This window comes from Streptomyces sp. NPDC050732 (genome assembly GCF_040654255.1).
Taxonomy (GTDB): domain Bacteria; phylum Actinomycetota; class Actinomycetes; order Streptomycetales; family Streptomycetaceae; genus Streptomyces.
The window spans coordinates 116,572-139,021 of the sequence record NZ_JBFAHP010000016.1 but is presented as its reverse complement, the minus strand read 5'-3'; the positions used below and the strand labels follow the sequence as shown (position 1 = coordinate 139,021).

At 72.6% G+C, this 22,450-nt stretch carries 17 protein-coding genes; 12 read left to right on the top strand and 5 right to left on the bottom strand.

The annotated features are described in order from the left end of the window. Nucleotides 1–355 precede the first annotated feature (355 nt). The gene (locus AB0H82_RS16980) at nucleotides 356–766 is read left to right on the top strand and encodes a cobalamin B12-binding domain-containing protein (protein ID WP_362993355.1); all 411 of its coding nucleotides are present in this window, start codon (nucleotides 356–358) and stop codon (nucleotides 764–766) included. A gap of 97 nt (nucleotides 767–863) precedes the next feature. On the opposite strand, the gene AB0H82_RS16975 is transcribed toward AB0H82_RS16980, so the two are convergent. Continuing rightward, complete coding sequence (locus tag AB0H82_RS16975) at nucleotides 864–2,477, bottom strand: DUF5691 domain-containing protein (protein ID WP_362993353.1); 1,614 nt, start codon at nucleotides 2,475–2,477, stop codon at nucleotides 864–866. 77 nt (nucleotides 2,478–2,554) lie between these two features. Further along, on the bottom strand, nucleotides 2,555–3,919 hold the full coding sequence (locus AB0H82_RS16970) for an SWIM zinc finger family protein (protein WP_362993351.1): 1,365 nt from the start codon (nucleotides 3,917–3,919) through the stop codon (nucleotides 2,555–2,557). 153 nt (nucleotides 3,920–4,072) lie between these two features. Between AB0H82_RS16970 and AB0H82_RS16965 the strand changes: the two genes are divergently transcribed. From AB0H82_RS16965 to sucD, 5 genes are all read left to right on the top strand, one after another. Further along, a complete protein-coding gene (locus tag AB0H82_RS16965) occupies nucleotides 4,073–5,197 on the top strand; it encodes an AAA family ATPase (protein WP_362993349.1) in 1,125 nt (374 codons plus the stop codon). Further along, on the top strand, nucleotides 5,194–7,752 hold the full coding sequence (locus AB0H82_RS16960; protein ID WP_362993347.1) for a DUF5682 family protein: 2,559 nt from the start codon (nucleotides 5,194–5,196) through the stop codon (nucleotides 7,750–7,752). The genes AB0H82_RS16965 and AB0H82_RS16960 overlap by 4 nt, the downstream gene beginning before the upstream one ends. Continuing rightward, nucleotides 7,749–8,906: a VWA domain-containing protein gene (locus AB0H82_RS16955; protein ID WP_362993345.1), complete on the top strand. Its 1,158-nt coding sequence runs from the start codon at nucleotides 7,749–7,751 to the stop codon at nucleotides 8,904–8,906. Before AB0H82_RS16960 ends, AB0H82_RS16955 begins: the two co-directional genes overlap by 4 nt. Nucleotides 8,907–9,217: 311 nt before the next feature. Then, on the top strand, nucleotides 9,218–10,396 hold the full coding sequence (gene sucC / locus AB0H82_RS16950) for an ADP-forming succinate--CoA ligase subunit beta (protein WP_362993343.1): 1,179 nt from the start codon (nucleotides 9,218–9,220) through the stop codon (nucleotides 10,394–10,396). A 21-nt stretch (nucleotides 10,397–10,417) separates the two neighbouring features. Further along, the gene (sucD, locus tag AB0H82_RS16945; RefSeq protein ID WP_150171229.1) at nucleotides 10,418–11,302 is read left to right on the top strand and encodes a succinate--CoA ligase subunit alpha; all 885 of its coding nucleotides are present in this window, start codon (nucleotides 10,418–10,420) and stop codon (nucleotides 11,300–11,302) included. 201 nt (nucleotides 11,303–11,503) lie between these two features. Here the strand turns inward: sucD and AB0H82_RS16940 are convergent, their stop codons facing one another. Then, nucleotides 11,504–12,688: a helix-turn-helix domain-containing protein gene (locus AB0H82_RS16940; RefSeq protein ID WP_362993340.1), complete on the bottom strand. Its 1,185-nt coding sequence runs from the start codon at nucleotides 12,686–12,688 to the stop codon at nucleotides 11,504–11,506. Between the two features lie 151 nt (nucleotides 12,689–12,839). On the opposite strand from AB0H82_RS16940, the gene AB0H82_RS16935 reads away from it, so the two are divergent. After that, entirely contained in the window at nucleotides 12,840–14,879 is a 2,040-nt protein-coding gene (locus AB0H82_RS16935; RefSeq protein WP_362993338.1) for a DUF6350 family protein, read from the top strand. Between the two features lie 59 nt (nucleotides 14,880–14,938). Here AB0H82_RS16935 and AB0H82_RS16930 read toward each other — a convergent pair whose 3' ends face one another. Next, nucleotides 14,939–15,781, bottom strand: coding sequence for a hypothetical protein (locus AB0H82_RS16930; RefSeq protein WP_362993336.1), 843 nt, complete (start codon nucleotides 15,779–15,781; stop codon nucleotides 14,939–14,941). A 290-nt stretch (nucleotides 15,782–16,071) separates the two neighbouring features. Between AB0H82_RS16930 and purN the strand changes: the two genes are divergently transcribed. After that, nucleotides 16,072–16,695 (top strand): phosphoribosylglycinamide formyltransferase, encoded by a 624-nt coding sequence (purN, locus tag AB0H82_RS16925; RefSeq protein ID WP_362993446.1) that lies wholly within the window; start codon nucleotides 16,072–16,074, stop codon nucleotides 16,693–16,695. 26 nt (nucleotides 16,696–16,721) lie between these two features. Beyond that, nucleotides 16,722–18,308 (top strand): bifunctional phosphoribosylaminoimidazolecarboxamide formyltransferase/IMP cyclohydrolase, encoded by a 1,587-nt coding sequence (gene purH / locus AB0H82_RS16920; protein ID WP_362993335.1) that lies wholly within the window; start codon nucleotides 16,722–16,724, stop codon nucleotides 18,306–18,308. Nucleotides 18,309–18,419: 111 nt separating this feature from the next. Here purH and AB0H82_RS16915 read toward each other — a convergent pair whose 3' ends face one another. Beyond that, nucleotides 18,420–19,160 (bottom strand): RDD family protein, encoded by a 741-nt coding sequence (locus AB0H82_RS16915; RefSeq protein WP_362993333.1) that lies wholly within the window; start codon nucleotides 19,158–19,160, stop codon nucleotides 18,420–18,422. 472 nt (nucleotides 19,161–19,632) lie between these two features. Here AB0H82_RS16915 and AB0H82_RS16910 point away from each other — a divergent pair, with 472 nt between their 5' ends. The 3 genes from AB0H82_RS16910 to AB0H82_RS16900 all read left to right on the top strand — a co-directional run bounded on the left by AB0H82_RS16910 (nucleotide 19,633) and on the right by AB0H82_RS16900 (nucleotide 22,446). Further along, nucleotides 19,633–20,487, top strand: coding sequence for a bifunctional methylenetetrahydrofolate dehydrogenase/methenyltetrahydrofolate cyclohydrolase (locus AB0H82_RS16910; RefSeq protein WP_055569933.1), 855 nt, complete (start codon nucleotides 19,633–19,635; stop codon nucleotides 20,485–20,487). A 19-nt stretch (nucleotides 20,488–20,506) separates the two neighbouring features. Beyond that, on the top strand, nucleotides 20,507–20,992 hold the full coding sequence (locus AB0H82_RS16905) for a DUF3017 domain-containing protein (RefSeq protein WP_362993331.1): 486 nt from the start codon (nucleotides 20,507–20,509) through the stop codon (nucleotides 20,990–20,992). A 266-nt stretch (nucleotides 20,993–21,258) separates the two neighbouring features. After that, a complete protein-coding gene (locus tag AB0H82_RS16900; RefSeq protein ID WP_362993329.1) occupies nucleotides 21,259–22,446 on the top strand; it encodes a sensor histidine kinase in 1,188 nt (395 codons plus the stop codon). The last annotated feature ends 4 nt before the right edge of the window (nucleotides 22,447–22,450 follow it).

Below are 22,450 nucleotides of genomic sequence, written 5' to 3'. Positions count from 1 at the left end.
AGGAGTCGGCTGTGCGATGGCGATCCCGGCCACCGCCCTGCGGTGACTCCGTGCCCCCGTTGCATCGCCGATACGCGGTGTCACCACGCCGTGCGGCTGCCGGCGCGGTGGCCCGGCGTCTCGTTGCGGCTCCCCTCGCGCCTGGTCCGGATGCGGAGCGTGAACCCCTGGGTTACGGACGGGCGCGCAGCGAACGTGTCCCACGTGTGATTTCCCCCTCGCTCTCCACCGTGAAACTGCCGCTTGCGCGATGCTGGGGATAACGTTCGTTCACTTCCCCGGCCGGTGCGGTGCGGGGTATCTGTGCCGGGGACAGACTGTTGTCGGTTACGGATATCGGTACATGGAGGCAGTGATGGGTGTGGCAGCCGGGCCGATCCGCGTGGTGGTCGCCAAGCCGGGGCTCGACGGGCACGATCGCGGGGCCAAGGTGATCGCGCGGGCGTTGCGCGACGCCGGTATGGAGGTCATCTACACCGGGCTGCACCAGACGCCCGAGCAGGTGGTGGACACCGCGATCCAGGAGGACGCCGACGCGATCGGCCTCTCCATCCTCTCCGGAGCGCACAACACGCTGTTCGCGCGGGTGTTGGAGCTCTTGAAGGAACGGGACGCGGAGGACATCAAGGTGTTCGGTGGCGGCATCATCCCGGAGGCGGACATCGCACCGCTGAAGGAGAAGGGCGTCGCGGAGATCTTCACACCCGGGGCCACCACCACGTCGATCGTGGAGTGGGTCCGGGGGAACGTGCGCCAGGCCGCCTGAGGGGTCCCCAGGTCGCTTGAGGGGTCCCATCGGTGGTCCGCCGTGGTCGGCGACATGGCGGTGGACGCCATGTCGATGGGCGTCAGCACGGTGGACGTCATGTCGCCGGGGCGAGTTCGTCGCGTATCGCCGCGCGCAGGCGCAGGGTGGTGACCAGGCGTTGGAACGCTTCCGACCAGTAGCTGCCCGCGCCGGGTGACGCGTCCTCCGATTCGTCGGGGATGGCGGTGAGCGCTTCCAGGCGGACCGCCTCGGCCGGGTCCAGGCAGCGCTCGGCCAGGCCCATCACTCCGCTGAAGCTCCACGGGTAACTGCCCGCGTCGCGCGCGATGTTCAGGGAGTCGACCACGGCTCGGCCGAGAGGGCCGGCCCAGGGAACCGCGCAGACGCCGAGCAGTTGGAACGCCTCCGACAGACCGTGTGCCGCTATGAACCCCGCCACCCAGTCCGCACGCTCGGCGGCGGGCAGGGAGGCCAGCAGTTTGGCCCGCTCGGCCAGGGATACGGCGCCCGGGCCTGCCGCGTCGGGTGAGGAGGGGGCGCCCAGCAGCGCTCTGGACCAGGCCACGTCACGTTGGCGTACGGCCGCGCGACACCACGCGGCGTGCAGTTCCCCCCGCCAGTCGTCGGCCACCGGGAGCGCCACGATCTCGGTCGGGGTGCGGTTGCCGAGCCGGGGCGGCCAGGTGGCGAGCGGGGCCGATTCCACGAGCTGGCCGAGCCACCAGGAGCGCTCGCCCCGGCCGTTCGGGGGCTTCGGGATGACGCCGTCCCGCTCCATGCCCGCGTCGCACTCGTGCGGCGCCTCGACGGTGAGGGTCGGCGTGCTCGATGTGTGGTCGACGGCCACGCAGGAGGCCGCGCGCGCCGACATCCGTCCCGCCAGGGCCGATTCGGGAAGCGCGGAGAGCAATTCGGCCGCTGTGGAGCGGACGTTGCGGCTGCGGTCGGTGAGGGCCTGCTCCAGGAAGGGTTCGTCCGCGGCGGAGAGGCCCGTGCGCAGCGAGTCGAGGAACATCAGGCGGTCCTCCGCCCGCTCCGTCGGCCAGGTGGAGGTGAGCAGGTCCAGGGCCATGCGGGCGTTGTCCGCACGCAGCGCGGTGAGCAGGGCGACGCGCTCGGCGAAGAGGCCCTCCTCCCAGAGCTGCCCGACTCTCTGTGCGTCGTCGGTCGACGGGAGCGCCACGCCGCCTCCCGGGGTGGCGCGGAGTGCGAACTTCCAGTCGGGGTTCAGGCGGGCCAGCCAGAGAGCTCTCGGGCCCGCGAAGGTGAGTGCCTGGGGGCGCAGGTCCGTGCGGCCGCGGGCCGCGTTCAGGAGGGCAGGCAGGAGCTCCGGAGGCGCCCCGTATCCTCGCGCGTTGGCCAGGGCCAGCCACTGGGGCAGGAGCTCCATCAGGTCGGGTGCGGCGCCGCGGCGGCCGGCGCTGCCGGTCCCCGGCTGGTCGGTGAGCAGCGTCGCGAGTCTGCGTCCGGCCGCGGGCGGTACCTGTGGCCTGGGGTCGTCCGGGGCGGGTTCGGGTGGTGCGGCGGCCGGGGCCGGGCGCAGGCCCGCCCTGCGGCGCACCGTCTGCACCGCCGCCGCGTCCAGGAGGGCGAGTGGCGCCTCCTTGCCGGGGGCGTGCAGGGCGGGGGGCAGCGCGCGGCGGTCGGTGCCCAGCAAGGCCGCCGTGACCAGGTCGTCCCAGGTGGGGGCGGGGGGTGCAGTGGACATGCGTGTCTCCTGGTGTGCGTTTGTCCCGTGGTGCGCGGTTGTCCCCTGGTGTGTGTACGTTCCCTGGTGCGCGGCTGTCAGCACAGCGGCACCGGCTCTCGTGAGTCCTTCTGCCAGGCCGTGAGGGGCGTGAAGCCTTGGTGGCCGCACTCGCCGAACACCGTCAGCGGTGCGCCCCCGGACAGGGCGACCAGACGCCACAGGCCCGGCCTGGATATGGCGGCTGGGGACAGGGGGAGGGCGGTCCGGAGGGCGGTGGTGCCCTCGGAGTCCGTCAGCTGCCAGGAGCCTTCGTGCGGGGTCGGTATCACCTCGGAGAGCGTGACCGGCCAGGACTCCAGCCATGGGTCGCCGCGCAGCGCCTCGCCGTAGCGGACGGCGGCCTCTTCCGTGCGTACGCCACGGGGGCGGTGTGCGGTGGGTGCCGGTGCTGCGAACTGCTCGCCCAGCTCCGCGCGCGGCTGGGACGCGCCGGGGTAGGAGGTCACCTCGGCGTCGAGCGCGAGGCCCACCGGGAGGGCGAGCGTGGGCGCGCGGCCCGCCGCGCCGTACGAGAGGAGGAGCGCGGTGCGGCCGGACTCCGTGCCGTACAGCCATATGCGGCGTGTGGTGAGTTTGCTGTCCGCCGTGTCGTACTGGGCGAGGACCAGCCAGTGGTCCCGCAACGGCGGGCCTTCCGGGTGCGCGGGCAGGCCGACACGCGAGCGGACCGTGGCCGCGAGGTCGGTCGGCAGCCGGTCGCGGTGGTGCCAGCCCTGGTCGAGGAGGTGCAGCAGCGCACACTCCTCCAGGAGGCGCGCGGGCCAGCCGGGTCCGGAGGACGGGATCGCCCCCAATTCCCGCACCCGGGCCGCGAGTCCCGGCGCCTGCGCGTCGACCATGCGGGCCGCCGTCTCCTCCCACGCGCCGTACCCCGCCTGGTCGGCCGATGCGGTGCCGCCGCGGAGCAGGTCGGACAGGCGCTGCTCCAGCTCCGACGCCCCCGCGCTGATCCGCTCGGCCCGCTTCGCCGCTCTTTTACGCGCCGCCTCCGGGTCTGCGGCGGGTGCGGGCGCAGCGGCCGAACTCCGCTTGTCCTCGGCCTTCTTGCGGCGTGACATGAGCCATTCCTCGGCCCAGGGCGGCGGCTCTCCGCCGTCCGGAACGGTGCCGTCCGCGCCCGCCCAGACCAGCAGCAGCCCCAGCGCGTGCTTGCACGGGAACTTGCGGCTCGGACAACTGCACTTGTACGCCGGGCCCGCCGCGTCCGCGATGTCGACGACCGTCTGATACGGCTTGCTGCCACTGCCCTTGCACAGCCCCCACACCGTCCCCTCGCCAGAACTGCCCGCCTCCGACCATGGGCCGGCGACGCCGAGTTTGCTTCCCGCCTTGCGCGACGGGGCGTCAGGAGCCAGTGCCAGCACCTGATCCGCCGTCCAGCGCACCCCCTGCTGAGTCATGTCTCGAAGGTAGGCGCAGCCACTGACAATCGACCCGACGACGGGAGTTTGCGCAGGTCAGTGGCGTGCGGAGGGTGATTGTCAGTGGCGTGGTGCACCGTGGAGACATATCCGGGCCAGAAGCGTCCGGACGAGCTGGAGGGGGATCGCTCCATGACCGTTTCCGTCGACTCGACGACGTCCGCGACCGCGAATCCGTCGGATGCCCTGCGGCCGCACGCCGAGCGCGCCTTCGCCGCCGAACTGGCCGCGCTCGCCGCGCAGGACGACCGGCCGAGGCCGCAGCGGTGGAAGCTCTCGCCGTGGGCCGTCGCCACCTATCTGCTCGGCGGCACCCTGCCCGACGGCACGGTGATCACGCCGAAGTACGTGGGGCCGCGACGCATCGTCGAGGTCGCCGTCACCACCCTCGCCACCGACCGCGCCCTGCTGCTGCTCGGCGTCCCCGGCACCGCCAAGACATGGGTGTCCGAGCACCTCGCGGCCGCCGTCAGCGGCGACTCGACCCTGCTCGTCCAGGGCACCGCGGGCACACCGGAGGAAGCCATCCGGTACGGCTGGAACTACGCCCAGCTGCTCGCGCACGGCCCCAGCCGCGACGCGCTCGTGCCCAGCCCCGTCATGCGGGCGATGGCGGAGGGCATGACGGCACGCGTCGAGGAGCTGACCCGCATCCCGGCCGACGTGCAGGACACGCTGATCACGATCCTGTCGGAAAAGACGCTGCCCATCCCGGAGTTGGGCCAGGAGCAGCAGGCCGTGCGCGGCTTCAACCTCATCGCCACGGCCAACGACCGCGACCGCGGGGTCAACGACCTGTCGAGCGCCCTGCGCCGCCGCTTCAACACCGTCGTCCTGCCGCTGCCCGCGAGCGCCGACGCCGAGGTCGACATCGTCTCGCGCCGCGTCGACCAGATCGGCCGCTCCCTCGACCTGCCCACGGGCCCGGAGGGCATCGACGAGATACGCCGTGTCGTCACCGTCTTCCGCGAGCTCCGCGACGGCGTGACGGCCGACGGGCGGACGAAACTGAAGTCGCCCAGCGGCACGCTGTCGACGGCCGAGGCGATCTCCGTCGTCACCAACGGACTCGCGCTGGCCACTCACTTCGGGGACGGCGTCCTGCGCCCCGGCGATGTTGCGGCCGGCATCCTCGGCGCCGTCGTGCGCGACCCGGCGGCGGACCGCGTCATCTGGCAGGAGTACCTGGAGGCGGTCGTGCGGGAGCGCGACGGGTGGAAGGACTTCTACCGCGCGTGCCGCGAGGTGAGCGCATGACGAGCGCGCCGGAACCGCTGCTGCTCGGGGTGCGGCACCACGGTCCGGGTTCCGCGCGTGCGGTGCGGGCGGCGCTCGCCGAGAGGCGGCCCGACGCCGTCCTCGTGGAGGGCCCGCCCGAGGCCGACGCCCTGGTGCCGCTCGCCGCCGACGAGGGGATGCGGCCGCCGGTGGCGCTGCTCGCCCATGTGGTGGACGAGCCGGGCCGTTCGGCGTTCTGGCCGCTCGCCGAGTTCTCCCCGGAGTGGGTCGCCATCAAGTGGGCCCTGGAGCATGGGGCGACGGTGCGCTTCATCGACCTGCCCGCGGCCCATTCACTCGCCCTGCGTGCCGAGGAGGAGGTGGAAGGCGAGAAGGTGCCGCCGGGGGAGGAGGACGTGCGGATCGACCCGATCGGCGTCCTCGCCGAGACCGCGGGGTACGACGACCCCGAGCGCTGGTGGGAGGACGTCGTCGAGCACCGCGGGGCGGACGGTGACGCGTTCGCGCCGTTCGAGGCGCTGGGCGACGCGATGGGGGCCCTGCGCGAGGCCTACGGGGACGGCGGGCACGACCGTGACCTGGTGCGCGAGGCATACATGCGACTCCAGGTCCGCGCCGCGCAGAAGGAGTTCGGGTCCGAGCGGGTCACCGTGGTGTGCGGGGCCTGGCACGTTCCCGCGCTGCTGCGGAAGGTCACCGTGGCCGCCGACCGGGCGCTGCTCAAAGGGCTGCCCAAGGTGAAGGCCGAGATGACGTGGGTCCCGTGGACCCACCGCCGGCTCTCCCGCGCCAGCGGGTACGGCGCGGGGATCACCTCCCCCGGCTGGTACGGGCATCTGTTCAGCGCGCCCGACCGGCCCGTCGAGCGGTGGATGACGAAGGTCGCGGGCCTGTTGCGCGACGAGGACATGCTCGTCTCGTCCGCGCACGTCATCGAGGCGGTGCGGCTCGCCGACACACTGGCCGTGATGCGGGGGCGGCCACTGGCAGGGCTGACCGAGACGACCGACGCCGTGCGCGCGGTGCTGTGCGAGGGCTCCGACGTCCCGCTCGCACTCGTGCACGACAAGCTCGTCGTGGGTGACGTGCTGGGCGAGGTGCCCGAGTCGGCGCCCGCGGTGCCGCTGCAGCGGGACCTCACGCGGCTGCAGCGCGCGCTGCGGCTCAAACCGGAAGCGGCGCAGCGGGAGTTGGAGCTCGACCTCCGCAAGGAGACGGACGCCGCGCGCAGCAGACTGCTGCACCGGCTGCGGCTGCTCGGCGTCCACTGGGGGGAGCCGGTGGCGTCCCGGGGGAGCACGGGGACGTTCCGGGAGACCTGGCGGCTGCGGTGGGAACCGGAGCTCTCCGTGCGGGTCGCGGAGGCGGGGGTGTGGGGGACCACCGTTCTCGCCGCGGCCACGGGCAAGGCCTCGTCCGACGCGGTCGACGCGAGGGCCCTCGCCGACGTCACGGCGCTCGCCGAGCGGTGCCTGCTGGCCGAGCTGCCGGACGCCCTGCCCGTGGTGATGCGGGTGCTGGCGGACCGGGCGGCACTGGACGCGGACGTCGGCCACCTCGCGCAGGCGTTGCCCGCGCTGGTGCGGTCCCTTCGGTACGGGGACGTCCGGGGGACCGGCACCGAGGCTCTCGGCGGGGTGGCCCTGGGGCTCGCCGAGCGGATCTTCGTGGGGCTGCCGCCCGCGTGCGCGGGTCTGGACGCGGAGGCGGCCGTGGAGATGCGGGGGCACGTCGACGCCGTGCACGGGGCGGTGGGGCTGCTCGGCGACATCCGCCCGGGTCCGGCCGGCGGGCCGGTGCCTCGGCCTTCGGCGCCCGGCGCCGTGGACACAGCCCACACGGGAGGGCAGGGGGTGCGGGAGCGCTGGCACTCCGTGCTCCGGGTGCTGGGGCAGCGGGACACTGTCGCCGGGGTCGTGCGGGGGCGGAGCGTGCGCCTGTTGCTGGACGCGGGGGCATGGGGGGACGAGGAGGTCGCCCGGCTCATGGGGCTCGCGCTGTCCCGTGGGAGCGCGCCCGCGGAAGGGGCCGCCTGGATCGAGGGGTTCGTCGGAGGCGGGTCCGGCGGCGGGATGCTGCTGGTGCACGACGAGCGGCTGCTCGGTCTGGTCGACGACTGGCTGAGCGGGGTGTCGGACAGCGCCTTCACCGACGTACTGCCGTTGCTGCGGCGCACCTTCTCGGCGTACGAGCCGGGGGTGCGGCGGACGCTGGGCGAGCTGGTGAGACGTGGGCCGGCGGGGGCCGGAGCCGGGGCGGGGCGCGTGGCGAGCGGGTCCGTGAGCGCGGTAGGGGGTGGGCTCTCCGGCGGCCTGCCCGGTTTCGCCGATGAGGTCGATGCGGCGCGCGCGGACGCCGTCGTGCCGGTCGTGCACCTGCTGCTGGGCCTGTCGACGGAGGCACAGGCCGGAGCGGGGGCGGAAGCGGAAGGGGCAGAGCAAGCGGAGGCACAGGCCGGAGCGGAGCTGGCGGCGGGGGGGCGTGCGGTGACGGAGGCAGAGGCGGAGGGGTGTGCGGTGGCGGGGGCCGCGGCGGGGATCAAGGGCAACGACTGCGTGGGGGTGGCGGGATGAGCGGGGCGACCGAGGAGCGGCTGCGGCGGTGGCGGCTCGTGCTGGGCGGGGAAGGCGCCGACGGGACGGGATGCACGCTCACCGGCCAGGACGCGGCGATGGACGGCGCGCTGTCCGCGCTGTACGGAGGAGGGGGCGGGAAGGACGGCCGGGGGCGGGACCGTTCGGCGGGGCTCGGGGCGTCGGCGCCGTCCGTGGCGCGCTGGCTCGGGGACATCCGGACGTACTTCCCCTCGTCCGTCGTCCAGGTCATGCAGCGCGACGCCATCGACCGGCTGGGGCTCTCCGCGCTCCTCCTCGAACCGGAGATGCTGGAGGCCGTCGACGCAGACGTGCACCTGGTCGGCACCCTGCTCTCCCTCAACAAGGCCATGCCGGAGACGACCAAGGAGACCGCGCGTGCCGTCGTGCGCAAGGTCGTCGAGGACCTGGAGAAGCGGCTCGCGACACGGACCCGCTCCACGCTCACCGGAGCCCTCGACCGCAGCGCCCGCGTCAGCAGGCCCCGCCACCACGACATCGACTGGAACCGCACGATCGCGGTCAACCTCAAGAACTACCTGCCGGAGTACCGGACGATCGTCCCCGAGCGGCTCATCGGGTACGGGCGGGCGTCCCGGTCCGTGAAGAAGGAGGTCATCCTCTGCATCGACCAGTCGGGGTCGATGGCCGCGTCCGTGGTCTACGCCTCGGTGTTCGGGGCCGTGCTCGGGTCCATGCGGTCGCTGGACACCCGGCTCGTCGTCTTCGACACGAACGTCGTCGACCTCACCGACCAGCTCGACGACCCGGTCGACGTCCTCTTCGGTACGCAGCTGGGAGGCGGGACCGACATCAACAGGGCGCTCGCGTACTGCCAGTCGCAGATCACCCGGCCCGCCGACACGGTCGTCGTCCTCATCAGCGACCTCTACGAAGGCGGCATACGCAACGAGATGCTGAAGCGGGTCGCGGCGATGAAGGCGTCCGGAGTGCAGTTCGTGACGCTGCTCGCGCTCTCCGACGAAGGGGCTCCCGCATACGACCGCGAGCACGCGGCGGCGCTCGCCGCGCTGGGCGCGCCGGCCTTCGCCTGCACGCCGGACCTCTTCCCGGAGGTGATGGCCGCGGCGATCGAGAAGCGACCCCTTCCCATACCGGACACGGTCACCTGATCGCGGGAGCAACCAGAGCAAACAAGGGGTGTCCGGCGCCGCAGGGGCCGCCCGGCCGGCCCGGCGGCCGCGGGTTTTGCCGCGGTGACCACGCGATCTGTGACCGTCATCACCGCCCAAATGTGATCTGTGATTTAGGGACCCACGTCCTGCGGCGATAACCTGCGAGACGGACATGCCGCGTACTGGACTCCGTCCTACGCCTCCCTTGTGACAGCGCAGTCACGTTGCCCTCCGCGGCACGCCCATGCAGACAGCTGACACCAATGCAGCGAGATCGCAGCGAGATCACGGATAAGGGACGGACGCGCGTGGACCTGTTCGAGTACCAGGCGAGGGACCTCTTCGCCAAGCACGGTGTACCGGTGCTGGCCGGTGAAGTCATCGACACGCCTGAGGCGGCGCGCGAGGCCACCGAGCGACTGGGCGGCAAGTCGGTCGTCAAGGCGCAGGTGAAGGTCGGTGGCCGCGGCAAGGCCGGCGGCGTGAAGCTGGCGGCGAACCCGGACGAGGCCGTCGCTCGCGCGACGGACATCCTCGGCATGGACATCAAGGGCCACACGGTCCACAAGGTGATGATCGCCGAGCTGTCCCCGGAGATCGAGGCGGAGTACTACGTCTCGTACCTCCTCGACCGCACCAACCGCACCTTCCTCGCCATGGCGTCGGTGCAGGGCGGCATGGACATCGAGGAGGTCGCGGAGAAGACCCCCGAGGCCCTCGCGAAGGTCCCGGTCGACTCCAACGACGGCGTCACCATCGAGAAGGCCCGCGAGATCGTGGCCCAGGCGAAGTTCCCGGCCGAGGTGGCCGAGGGTGTCGCCGAGGCCATGGTGACCCTGTGGGAGACCTTCGTCGCCGAGGACGCGCTCCTCGTCGAGGTCAACCCGCTGGTGAAGACCAAGGACGGCCGCATTCTGGCCCTGGACGGCAAGGTCTCGCTCGACGAGAACGCCGACTTCCGCCAGCCCGACCACGAGGCGCTTGAGGACAAGGACGCAGCCAACCCGCTCGAGGCTGCTGCCAAGGCCAAGGGCCTCAACTACGTCAAGCTCGACGGCGAGGTCGGCATCATCGGCAACGGCGCCGGTCTGGTCATGTCGACCCTGGACGTCGTCGCGTACGCCGGTGAGAACCACGGTGGCGTGAAGCCCGCCAACTTCCTCGACATCGGTGGCGGCGCCTCCGCCGAGGTCATGGCGAACGGCCTGGAGATCATCCTCGGCGACTCGGACGTCAAGTCCGTCTTCGTCAACGTCTTCGGTGGCATCACCGCGTGCGACGAGGTCGCCAACGGCATCGTGCAGGCCCTGGAGCTGCTCGCCTCCAAGGGCGAGAAGGTCGAGAAGCCGCTGGTCGTGCGCCTCGACGGCAACAACGCGGAGCTGGGTCGCAAGATCCTGAGCGACGCCAACCATCCGCTGGTGCAGCGTGTGGACACCATGGACGGCGCGGCCGACAAGGCCGCCGAGCTCGCGGCCGCGAAGTAAGGGACGAGGGAAAGAACAGCCATGGCTATCTTCCTCAACAAGGACAGCAAGGTCATCGTCCAGGGCATGACCGGTGCCACGGGCATGAAGCACACCAAGCTCATGCTGGGTGACGGCACGAACATCGTCGGCGGTGTGAACCCGCGCAAGGCCGGCACCTCCGTCGACTTCGACGGCACCGAGGTCCCGGTCTTCGGCTCCGTCAAGGAGGCCATGGAGAAGACGGGCGCCAACGTCTCCGTCCTCTTCGTGCCGCCGGCCTTCTCCAAGGCCGCCGTCGTCGAGGCGATCGACGCGGAGATCCCCCTCGCCGTCGTCATCACCGAGGGCATCGCCGTCCACGACTCCGCCGCCTTCTGGGCGTACGCGAAGGCGAAGGGCAACAAGACCCGCATCATCGGCCCGAACTGCCCCGGTCTCATCACCCCGGGCCAGTCGAACGCCGGCATCATCCCGGGCGACATCACGAAGCCGGGCCGCATCGGCCTGGTCTCGAAGTCCGGCACGCTGACGTACCAGATGATGTACGAACTCCGTGACATCGGCTTCTCCTCGGCCGTCGGCATCGGTGGCGACCCGGTCATCGGCACGACGCACATCGACGCCCTTGAGGCGTTCGAGGCCGACCCCGACACCGACCTGATCGTCATGATCGGTGAGATCGGCGGCGACGCGGAGGAGCGCGCGGCGGACTTCATCAAGGCGAACGTGACGAAGCCGGTCGTCGGCTACGTCGCGGGCTTCACGGCGCCCGAGGGCAAGACGATGGGCCACGCGGGCGCCATCGTCTCCGGCTCCTCCGGCACCGCCGCCGCGAAGAAGGAGGCCCTTGAGGCCGCCGGCGTGAAGGTCGGCAAGACGCCGACCGAGACGGCGAAGCTGGCGCGCGAGATCCTGGCGGGCTGACTCCGTCGGTTGAGCAGTGTGTGAAAGTGGGCCCGCACCGGATTGGTGCGGGCCCACTTTTTGTGCCTTCGTCTTTTCGGCTGCGGGCCGGTGGGGGCTTGTCGCGCAGTTCCCCGCGCCCCTGAAAACGCGGGCCGGTGGGGGCTTGTTGCGCAGTTCCCCGCGCCCCTGAAAGCCCGGCCGATGAGGGCTTGACGTGTCCTATGGCAGTTGGGGGGTCAGGCGGGGGTTGCCGGTGGTTAGTTCTGCTCGGAGTTTTTCGCGGAGGGTGGTGTCCTCGTACGAGAGGGGGCCCGGGCCCATGCGCGGTGGTACGCCGTTGATGGCGGTGCCGGGGGCCTGGGGTGGTTCGTACTGGGTGGGGGCGTTCCGCAGGGTCAGTGCTGTCGCGCCGACGATCAGGGCCGTGAAGGCGATGGCGGCGCGTGTCCAGAAGCGGGCGCGGTACTCGCTGCCGGTCCTGACCCGTTCCGCCTTGGGCAGCCGCAATGCCTCGGCTCCGGCGACTTCCATGAGGCGCCGGTGCAGCACTTCGGGGTCCGCCAGTTCGGGCATCTGTTCGGCGACCGTCTCGCGCGCGTGCAGCAGGCGTCTCGCGGTGGCCGGTGTGCTCGCCTCCGTCTCGGCGGCGGTGTCCGGCAGGTCGAGGCCGAGGCCGTCGTAGAGCATCAGGGTGCGGCGTTGCGCGGGCGGCAGACTCAGGAGTACGTCGAGGAAGGCGCGGTCGGCCGCCGACGCGGGCAGGGCGTCCGGGTGGCGTTGGCCGGGCCGGAAGCGGTGCCAGGGGGACATCGCGTACTCGTATGCCGCCGCGCGCACCCAACCCGCCGGGTCGCGGTCGACCGCCACCTCGGGCCAGCGCTGCCACGCCAGTTGGAAGGCCCGCTCCACCGACTCCTGTGCGAGGCCCCGCCGCCCGGTGAGCAGGTACGTCTGGCGTACGAGGCCGGGGGCGCAGTAGGCGCAGAGGGCGTCGAAGGCCTGGGCCGGGCTGTGGTCCCGTGGTCCGGGGAACGGGGGCGCGGCGGTCGTCGCCACCCGGATCGGCTGGGGGAGGGGGGTGGTGGCGGTGGCGGTGGCGGTGGCTGTCGCCGGTGCCGGTGCCGGGGGTGGGGGTGACGCCGGGGTGAGGGCGGGGTGGCGTGCCGAGGTGTGCGACTTCGGGGCGCGCTTGGCGGTCGGCGGGGTGGCGCCCGCGTTCAGGAGCCTGATGTAGGCCTCGCGTTTGCGGCCTCGCGGCGCGGTGCGGCCCGTTTCCCACGAACGGACCGTTTCGCGGGTGACGCCGATCTTCGCCGCGATGTCGGCCTGGCTCAGCGACTTCGCCTCGCGCAGCCTGCGGCGTTCCTTGGGGGACGGCAGAGGCGTGGCAGGGCTCTGGGGCATGTCGGACTCTCCGCACCGTGGGCCGACGTACGGCGGGAGGCCGGGCGCGGCTGACCCGCCGTACGAATAATTACATAAACGTATATTGGGCGACACATCCGATATTCGCCTGTTACGGGAAGAAAGCGCGTGTCGTTGGCAGCATGGCCGCGTGACCCAGACGTTCGATCACCACGCCTCGCCGCCGCCCGCCGAGCCGCCGCGCACACGGGCCCGCGATCGTTCGCCCGGACTGGCCACCTGCGCGCTGGGCGGGGCCGTCGCCGCGGGACTGGGGCTCGGCGCGTTCGCCGTGCTGGTCATCATGTTGTGGATCAGCTCGCCGTACCCGGACAGCGGACCCGACGGCGCCCTGCACGTCGCGGCGGGGCTCTGGCTGCTGGCCCACGGCACGGAGCTGATCAGGACGGACACGCTCTCGGGCACGCCCGCGCCGGTCGGTGTGACACCGCTGCTCCTCGTCGTCCTGCCCGGCTGGCTGCTGCACCGGGCGGCGCGCGACGCGGCGTCCCCCGAGGGGCGCGGGCACACCGGGCGGACGGCGTGGTGCGGGGTGGTGGCCGGTTATTTGCTGGTCGGCGGGGCCGCGGCGCTGTACGCGGCGGGCGGTGCGCTGCGGCCCGACTGGCTCAGTGCGGTCGTGCACATGCCGGTTCTCGCGGTGGTCGCGGCCGGGCTCGGGGTGTGGACGGCGCGCGGCCGCCCGCGCGGGCCGCTGCCGGCAGCCGTGCGCCGTCCGCTGGCCGCGCTGCCCGAGGGCGTGCGTGTCGCTCTCCGCGCCGCGCTCGTACGGAGCTTCCTCGCGCGGCGCCGCTCGGTGGCCGTCACCCGGGCCGGGGTGGCGGGCGCGCTGGCCCTCGTCGGCGGCGGGGCGCTGCTCGTCGCTGTGGCGCTCGTGCTGCGCGCCGGGCTGGTACAGATGTCGTTCACACAGGTCACGGACGTGTGGTCGGGGCGGCTCGCGGTGCTTCTGCTGGCCGTCGTCCTCGTGCCGAACGCCGCGGTGTGGGGCGCGGCCTATGGCCTCGGCCCCGGTTTCACCCTCGGCGCGGGTGCCGTCATGAGCCCCCTCGCCGCGGGCGCGGCGCCGCTGCTGCCGCCCTTCCCGCTGCTCGCGGCGGTGCCGCCGGCGGGACCCGGGTCGCCACTGACCTGGTCGGCCGCGGTGGTGCCCGTGGCGGCGGGGTGCGCGGTCGCGTGGTGCACGGTCCAGGCGGCGGCGCCCGCCTTCGGGGAGCGGGACGAGGCGTGGCCGCCCGGACGGACGGCCGCGTGTGCCGCGATGGCGGCGGTGGTGTGCGGGGCGGCCATGGCGGTACTCGCGGCGCTCGCGGGCGGGCCGATGGGCGTGGCGGTGCTCGCCGAGTTCGGGCCGGTGTGGTGGCAGGTGGGGGCGGCGGCGTTCGGCTGGACGTTGCTGGCCGGGGTGCCGGTGACGCTGGTCCTGCGGGCGTGGCGACTGAGGCGGCCCTCCGCGAGGCGCCCTTCCGCGAAGGTGCGGCGTGCGTGGCTGCCGCGGCCGGCGATGTCTCCGCTGCGGATTCGGTGGGCGGGACGGTCGGAGTACGGCGAGGCACAGGAGCCGTCGAGGGTTCAGGAGCCGTCATCGGCAGCACAGGAATTGCCGGGGCCGACGGAACCGCTGAAGTCGCGGGGGCTGCGGGGGTTGTGGGGGCTGGGAAAGCTGCGGGAGCTGCGGAAATCGCGGAGGCTGCGAAAACAGCGGAAGCTGCTGGAACCGCTGGAGCTACGGAACTCGCCGGAGCTACGGGAACCGCGAGGACTGCGGGACCAGCTGGAGCTGCCGGAGCTGTCGGAAGCGCCGCGGCCGCCGGGCCCAGCGGAACCACCGGGTCCAGCAGGCCCATCGGAGCCGCCGAGGCCGTCAGCGCCGCCGAACCCGCCGAACCCACCGGACCCACCCAGGCCGTCAGCATCGCCGAAGCGATCCGAGCCCGTGCTCCCGGCGGAGGCCCGGTCCCCCGGCCGAGAGCTGAAGCCGGGGCGGGAGCCGCTGGTGGGGGAGGAGCCGGGCCCACCCACGCCGTACGGTGGCCCCCTCCCGCCGAGCAGCCCCTCCCGGCACGCCGACGCCGCCCGCGAGGCCCGCGAAGCCCGCTGGCAGGCGCTCAAGGAGGAGGGGGAACGCCTCTGGGGACGGCGTCCCCCGGAGCCGCCGGAGCCGTCCTGACCTGGGAGAAGCCCCGGCTGGCAGCCAGCGGCCAGCAGCAAGCAGCCAGCGACCAGCGCCTAGTCGTCCTGCTCGCCGAGCAGCGGTCGCAGCTGCTTGGGCAGCAGGTCCTCGCAGGACTGCTTCGACGTGCTGGTGAGCGCGTCGTCCACGCACGTGTAGTAGTCGCGGTACACCAGCTGCGCGGTGAACGTCGCCGCCACCATCACCAGCGCGAGCCCACCCGTCACCAGGCCGCTGATCGCGGCGGTCGTCTGCGGCCTCGTGGAGGTCGCCGCGGGGTCGGTCCTGGGCCGGCCGGCCGGCGGAGCGGGCATCGTGGGGGTGGCGGGCGTGCCCGGCGAGGCCGCCGTGGCGGGCGCCGGTGCCGTCGGGTCCGGCGTCCGCGGCTTCGCGCGCAGCGACTGCACCGCCCACATCACCGCGAGCGCGCCGAGCAGCAACGCGACGTACCGCCAGCCGAACAGTGCGAAGAAGAAGCCCCACATGCCGGAGAGCAGGGCGTAGCGCGCGCGGCGCTGGGCCGGGTCGGTCGGGTCCCAGCGCATGCCGCCACCGCCGGACCCCGGGGAACCGTCCCGGCCGGGGCCGTTCTGCTGGTCCTGGCCCTGCCCGGGGCGTTCGCCGAAGCCGCCCTGGGAGCGGCCGGGCTGGCGGTCGCTCCACTGGCTGCCCCAGGGCGAACCGTGGCCCCCGCCGGAGTCGCCGGAGTTCTGGTCGTCCGGCGTGGAGTCGCCGGAGGGGCGGCGCGGCTGCCACGGCCGGTCCGGGGTCCCCTCCGGCGGCGGCGCGAAGGGGTTGTCGTCGTCCTTGCCCGTTCCCTGGGCGCCCGGGCCCCGGGACTCGGGTCCCTGGGATTCCGGGTCCTGCGGCGGAGACGAAGGGCGGCTACGGTCCGGCATCAGGTGTGCGTCTTCCCCTTGGTAGGGCCGTGGTGGAGCCGTCGGGCGACGGCTCGGCAACTCGGCATTCTTCGGTATTCAGGCGCCTTTCCCCCAGACGCTACCTCCCGCCCGCGCCCCCGTCCCGTGAGGGGCGGTTCCGGGTGCCGGTATCGTTGCTCGCGGTCGGCCGCTTCGTAGGGTTCCCCGTATCGAGGGGACCGAAGCCTTCGTACGACCGTACAAAGACGCAAAGACGCGCCTTCTAAGACGCATCCTCCGAGAAAGGCCCCGCTGTGGCCAAGAGCGCTGTGGTCGCGCGCCCCAAGCGCCTCGTCGTGCTGGTGTCCGGGTCGGGCACGAACCTTCAGGCCCTGATCGACACCGTCACCGCCGAGGGGGCCGAGCACTACGGCGCCGAGATCGTGGCCGTCGGCGCCGACCGCGACGGCATCGCGGGCCTGGAGCGCGCCGAGCGCGCCGGGATCCCGACCTTTGTCTGCCGGGTGAAGGACCACGCGACGCGCGACGAGTGGGATGCCGCGCTCGCCGGGGCGACGGCCGCGTACGGACCGGACCTGGTGGTCTCCGCCGGGTTCATGAAAATCGTGGGGAAGGCGTTCCTCGCGCGCTTCGGCGGGCGGTTCGTGAACACGCACCCCGCGCTGCTGCCCAGTTTTCCGGGGGCCCACGGTGCGCGCGACGCGCTCGCGTACGGCGTGAAGGTCACCGGCTGCACCGTCCACTTCGTCGACGACGGCGTCGACACCGGCCCGATCATCGCCCAGGGCGTGGTCGAGGTCCGGGACGAGGACGACGAGAGCGCTCTGCACGAGCGCATCAAGGAAGTCGAGCGCACGCTGCTCGTCGATGTCGTGGGGCGTCTGGCCCGGCACGGCTACCGCATTGAGGGACGAAAGGTTCTTATCCCGTGACCGCCGAAGCTATGAACGCCGAAGCTATGGACGCTGCAGCCACGAACGCTGCCGACTCGAACGGCACGCAGCGCCCCGTCAAGCGCGCGCTCGTCAGCGTCTACGACAAGACCGGCCTGGAAGAGCTCGCGCGCGGGCTGCACGAGGCGGGCGTCGAGCTCGTCTCCACCGGCTCGACGGCCGCGCGGATCGCCGCCGCCGGAGTGCCCGTCACCAAGGTCGAGGAGCTCACCGGCTTCGCCGAGTGCCTCGACGGCCGGGTCAAGACCCTGCACCCGAAGGTCCACGCGGGCATCCTCGCCGACCTGCGTCTGGAGGACCACCGCAACCAGCTCGCCGAGCTGGGCGTCGAGCCCTTCCAGCTCGTCGTCGTGAACCTGTACCCCTTCAAGGAGACCGTCGCCTCGGGCGCCACGCCCGACGAGTGCGTCGAGCAGATCGACATCGGCGGCCCGTCGATGGTCCGCGCCGCCGCCAAGAACCACCCGTCGGTCGCGGTCGTCACCGACCCGAAGCGGTACGCGGACGTGCTCGCGGCGGTCGAGGCGGGCGGCTTCGACCTGACCGCGCGCAAGCGGCTCGCGGGAGAAGCGTTCCAGCACACGGCCGCGTACGACGTGGCGGTGGCCGGATGGTTCGCCGAGGGCTACGCCGCGGCCGACGAGACCGGCCACCCCAACTTCCTCGGCGCCACGTACGAGCGCAAGAACGTGCTCCGTTACGGCGAGAACCCGCACCAGGGCGCGGCCCTCTACGTCGACGGCACGGGCGGCCTCGCCGAGGCCGAGCAGCTGCACGGCAAAGAGATGTCGTACAACAACTTCACGGACACGGACGCCGCGCGCCGTGCCGCGTACGACCACGACGAGCCCTGCGTCGCGATCATCAAGCACGCCAACCCGTGCGGCATCGCGATCGGCGCGAACGTCGCCGAGGCGCACCGCAAGGCGCACGCCTGCGACCCGCTGTCCGCGTTCGGCGGCGTGATCGCCGTCAACCGCCCGGTCAGCAAGGAGATGGCGGAGCAGGTCGCCGACATCTTCACCGAGGTCATCGTCGCGCCCGAGTACGAGGACGGCGCCCTCGAAGTCCTCACCAAGAAGAAGAACATCCGCGTCCTGCGCGCCCACCGGGCGCCGTCGAACGCGGTCGAGGTGAAGCAGATCGACGGCGGCGCGCTGCTCCAGGTCACCGACCGGCTGCAGGCCGAGGGCGACGACCCCGCCAACTGGACGCTCGCCACGGGCGACGCCCTGAACGAGGGCGAGCTGGCCGAACTGGCCTTCGCCTGGAAGGCGTCCCGCGCGGTCAAGTCCAACGCGATCCTGCTCGCCAAGGACGGCGCCTCCGTCGGCGTCGGCATGGGCCAGGTCAACCGCGTCGACTCCGCGAAGCTCGCGGTCGAGCGGGCGGGCGAGGAGCGGGCCCGCGGTTCGTACGCGGCGTCCGACGCGTTCTTCCCCTTCCCTGACGGCCTGGAGATCCTGACCGCCGCGGGCGTCAAGGCCGTGGTGCAGCCGGGCGGTTCGGTCCGCGACGAGCTCGTCGTCGAGGCCGCGAAGAAGGCGGGCGTGACGATGTACTTCACGGGGACGCGGCACTTCTTCCACTGAGCCGTGCGTGCGATCCGTGCGTGTGATCCGTGCGTGTTCGTACGCGCGAAGGCCGCGCCCCCTCACAACGGGGGCGCGGCCTTCGCGGTTGTGACAACTGCGGCGGGTGGGTCAGTTGTTGGACCGCTGGATCACCATGGTCTTGGCCGCCTTGTCGTGCCAGCCCTGCTGACGCCCGCTCTTGTCCCAGAACGGCGACAGGTAGACGAGCAGCGAGCCGATGCCGCAGGCCAGCGAGCCCACCAGCGGAATGATGTAGCGGACGAAGGCCGCGCCTATGCCGGGCTTCTGGCCGCTCTCCGCGTCGATGACGCGGATGCCCACGGCGAGCTTGCCGAGCGTGCCGCCGACCATGGCCGTCATCAGCCACTCGTAGAGCAGGCCGACGACCGCGAGGGCGCCGATCACGGCCCCGAGGGACCCCATGATGTCGGTGCTCGCGTCGTTCATGCAGCTGTCGTACGCGGCCGAGCCCGGGTCGCAGTCCGCGGCCTCGCCGATGGCGTCGGCGGCGCCGACGACGAGGAGGACGATGTAGATCAGGGTGAAGGCGACACCGTCGATCGCGCGGGCGCCGAAGCGGCGGCCCATGGACGCGACCGTCGGGCCGCCGCCCGGGTAGCCGTAGCCGCCGCCGGGCTGCTGCGGGTACGCGCCGTAGGGCGAGGCCGGCTGCTGCGGATAGCCGTACCCCTGCGGCGGGACGCCGCCCGGCGCCTGCTGGGGATAGCCGTACTGCGGCTGGCCCTGCGGCTGTCCGTAGGCGGGCTGGCCCGGCGCCTGGCCGTAGCCACCGGGCTGGCCCTGGGGCGGCTGCTGGCCGTAGGGGTTGTTCGGATCGCCGAAACTCATGGCGGATTTCCTCCGTTGTTCGCTGCGGGGACGACGCGGTGCGAGCGGAGGAAAGAGGTGCTGCTGAGCGGTTTGCCCCCCGACACTGCCCGCGGCATGGCCCGGGCCATGGTTCTCAATGGGTCACCTTCCTGTCCAGTCGGCCACGCCAGGTGTTGTGCAAGTGCAACCTCGCTGATCAGCGCGCGAACCGGCGGGACGCCAGGGGGCGGCCTGAGAGCCTGTCTTTGAACCCCCGCCTGCGCCCCGACGCCCGGCACGCCCTCCCCCAAGCTCTCGGCTGCGCTCGAGCAGGGGGGACCCCCATGCCGCACGGCGCCCCAGGACAGGTGGCTCCGCCACATGACCTGGGACACCGCACGCCGGATCGCACGCACCGAACGCCGCTGCGCCCGCGCTCCGCGCGAACGACGGGGGTTCAAAGACAGGCTCTGATTGGTACCGGGCGGGCCTCATCCGGGAAGATGGAGTCATGACCGCCCAGATTCTCGATGGCAAGGCCACCGCAGCCGCGATCAAGTCCGAACTGACCGCCCGCGTGGCGGCCCTGAAGGAGAAGGGCGTCACGCCCGGACTCGGTACCGTCCTGGTCGGCGACGACCCCGGCAGCCAGAAGTACGTCGCGGGCAAGCACCGCGACTGCGCGCAGGTCGGCATCGCCTCCATCCAGCGCGAACTCCCCGCCACCGCCTCGCAGGAGGAGATCGAGGCAGTGGTCCGCGAGCTCAACGAGGACCCCGCCTGCACCGGCTACATCGTCCAGCTCCCGCTGCCCAAGGGCATCGACGAGAACCGCGTCCTGGAGCTCATGGACCCGGACAAGGACGCCGACGGACTGCACCCGATGAACCTCGGCCGCCTCGTCCTGAACGAGCCGGCGCCGCTGCCCTGCACCCCGTACGGAATCATCCGGCTGCTGCGGCAGCACGACGTGGAGATCAAGGGCGCCGAGGTCGTCGTCGTCGGCCGCGGCGTGACCATCGGCAGGCCGATGCCTCTCCTTCTCACCCGCAAGTCGGAGAACGCGACCGTCACGCAGTGCCACACCGGCACCCGTGACCTCGCCGCGCACCTGAAGCGGGCCGACATCATCGTCGCCGCGGCGGGCGTCCCGCACCTGATCAAGCCCGAGGACGTGAAGCCGGGCGCAGCCGTCCTGGACGTCGGCGTCTCGCGCGACGAGAACGGCAAGATCGTGGGCGACGTCCACCCGGGCGTCGCCGAGGTCGCCGGATGGATCTCCCCGAACCCGGGCGGTGTCGGCCCGATGACCCGCGCCCAGCTCCTGGTGAACGTCGTCGAGGCCGCGGAACGCGCAGCGCGCTGATCGGGAAAGAGGCGAGGTCATGAGCGAGGCCGGCGGCTCGGAAGCCGAGCAGGACAGCACCCCGGACGTCCCCCGGGCCAAGGGCGCGGTCAGCGCGCCGGGCCCGGACGGGCGACCGCGGAAGGTGTCCCGCCGCTTCCCGCTGTTCACCCGCGACACCGCACGGCCCGAGGGCGGCGGCCGTGCCGCGGCCGGCGACGCACCCGCACCGGCCCGGCAGTGGCCGCTGCTCAGCGTCGTCTCCCTGGTCGGGCTCGGGCTGCTGCTCACCGCGCTCGACGTGTTCCGCGTCGGCACGCTGCTCGTCGGCGTCGCCCTCGTCGGCGGCGCCGTGCTGCGCTGGGCGCTGCCGGACGTGGGCATGCTGGCGGTGCGCTCCCGGTTCACCGACATGGTCACGTACGGGGCGCTGGGCCTCGCCATCGTGCTGCTCGCGATGATGGCGCAGCCCGAGCCGTGGCTGGAGATTCCGTTCCTGGACGACACGTTGCACTACACGATCTAGACGTCGTACCGCTCGACGCGTGCCGGTGGCCCGTCCTCCCCCGAGGGGACGGGCCACCGCCATGGGGACCGGGCGCCCTCCCCCGTGTGATCCCCCGACGCCGCGGTCCCTGGTTCCACAAACTACGGGCGGGGCGCCTGCCGCGTCGTCACGTCCTGGGTTGATCCGGGTCTGCTCCAGGCGCGGTACGCCTCCGGTTCCTGCAACTTCCGCGGTACCGCGGCTGGTTGACGTTCCGGCGCCCATACGCGCGTTACGCTGCGGCGATGCGGATCCGCCCCCTCGCCGTAGACGCACTCATCGCGGCCGCCCTGACCACGGTGGCCGTGCTGCTCGGGCAGGAGTCCGTCAAGCAGGGCTGGCCCGCGCTCGACCCCGTGGGATACGCGCTGGTGGCGCTGGTCTGCGTGCCGGTCGCCGCCCGGAGCAGGGCGCCGCTCACCGTCCTCCTCGTCGTCCATGTGGCGTGGTTCGGCTACGTCACCGCCGGCTACTGGCCCGTGGTCGGCACCTTCGGCCCCATGCTCACCGTCTACACGGTCGCCTCCCTCTGCCCTCCGCGCACCTCCCTCGCCTGCGCCGCGCTGACGGGCACCCTCTGGATCTACGCCGGCGCGATCAGCGAGGGCTCCTCCATGCCGTCCGTCGTCGGCCAGGCCGTCGGCTTCTCCCTCGTCCTCTGGCGCTTCGGGTACGTGGCACGCCGAACGACGGAACTGGCCCGGCAGTTGAAGCGGGAACAGGACGAACGGGCCCGGCGCGAGGTCGCCGAGGAGCGGGGCCGCATCGCCCGCGAGCTGCACGACGTGGTCGCCCACCACATGTCGGTGATATCCGTGCAGGCGGGCCTCGCGACGTTCGTCTTCGGCTCCGACCCCGCCACCGCCCGCGCCGCGCTCGGCACCATCTCCGGGACCAGCGGCGAGGCGCTCGAAGAACTGCGCCGCATGCTGCGGGTGCTGCGGGCCGGGGACGGCGAGGAAGCCGGCGACGCCCCCGCCGCGCCCATGCCGGGCCTCGCCCGCCTGGACGAGATGGTCGAACGGGTCCGTGCCGGGGGAGCCCCCGTCGCGCTGCGCGTCACGGGCACGCCCCGGCCGGTGGCGCCCGGCGTGGAACTCTGCGCGTACCGCGTGGTCCAGGAGGCGCTCACCAACGTACTGAAGCACGCCCGGGGAGCGGCGGTGACCGTCGAACTCGTCTACGAGCGCAAACACATCGAGGTCTCGGTCGTCAATGACGGGACGGGCGAGGGGGAGGGGGTGAATCAGGACAGAGTACGGACGGGTAGCGGGCACGGCTTGATTGGGATGCGGGAGCGGGCCAAGCTCTACGGCGGGGCGATCAGCATCGGCCCGCTGAGCGAGGGGGGATTCGCCGTGCGACTCACCCTGCCGACCTCGGCGCGCGCCGAGGCGCGTGGGGACGAGGCGGGGGACGACGCAACGGAATGAGCCG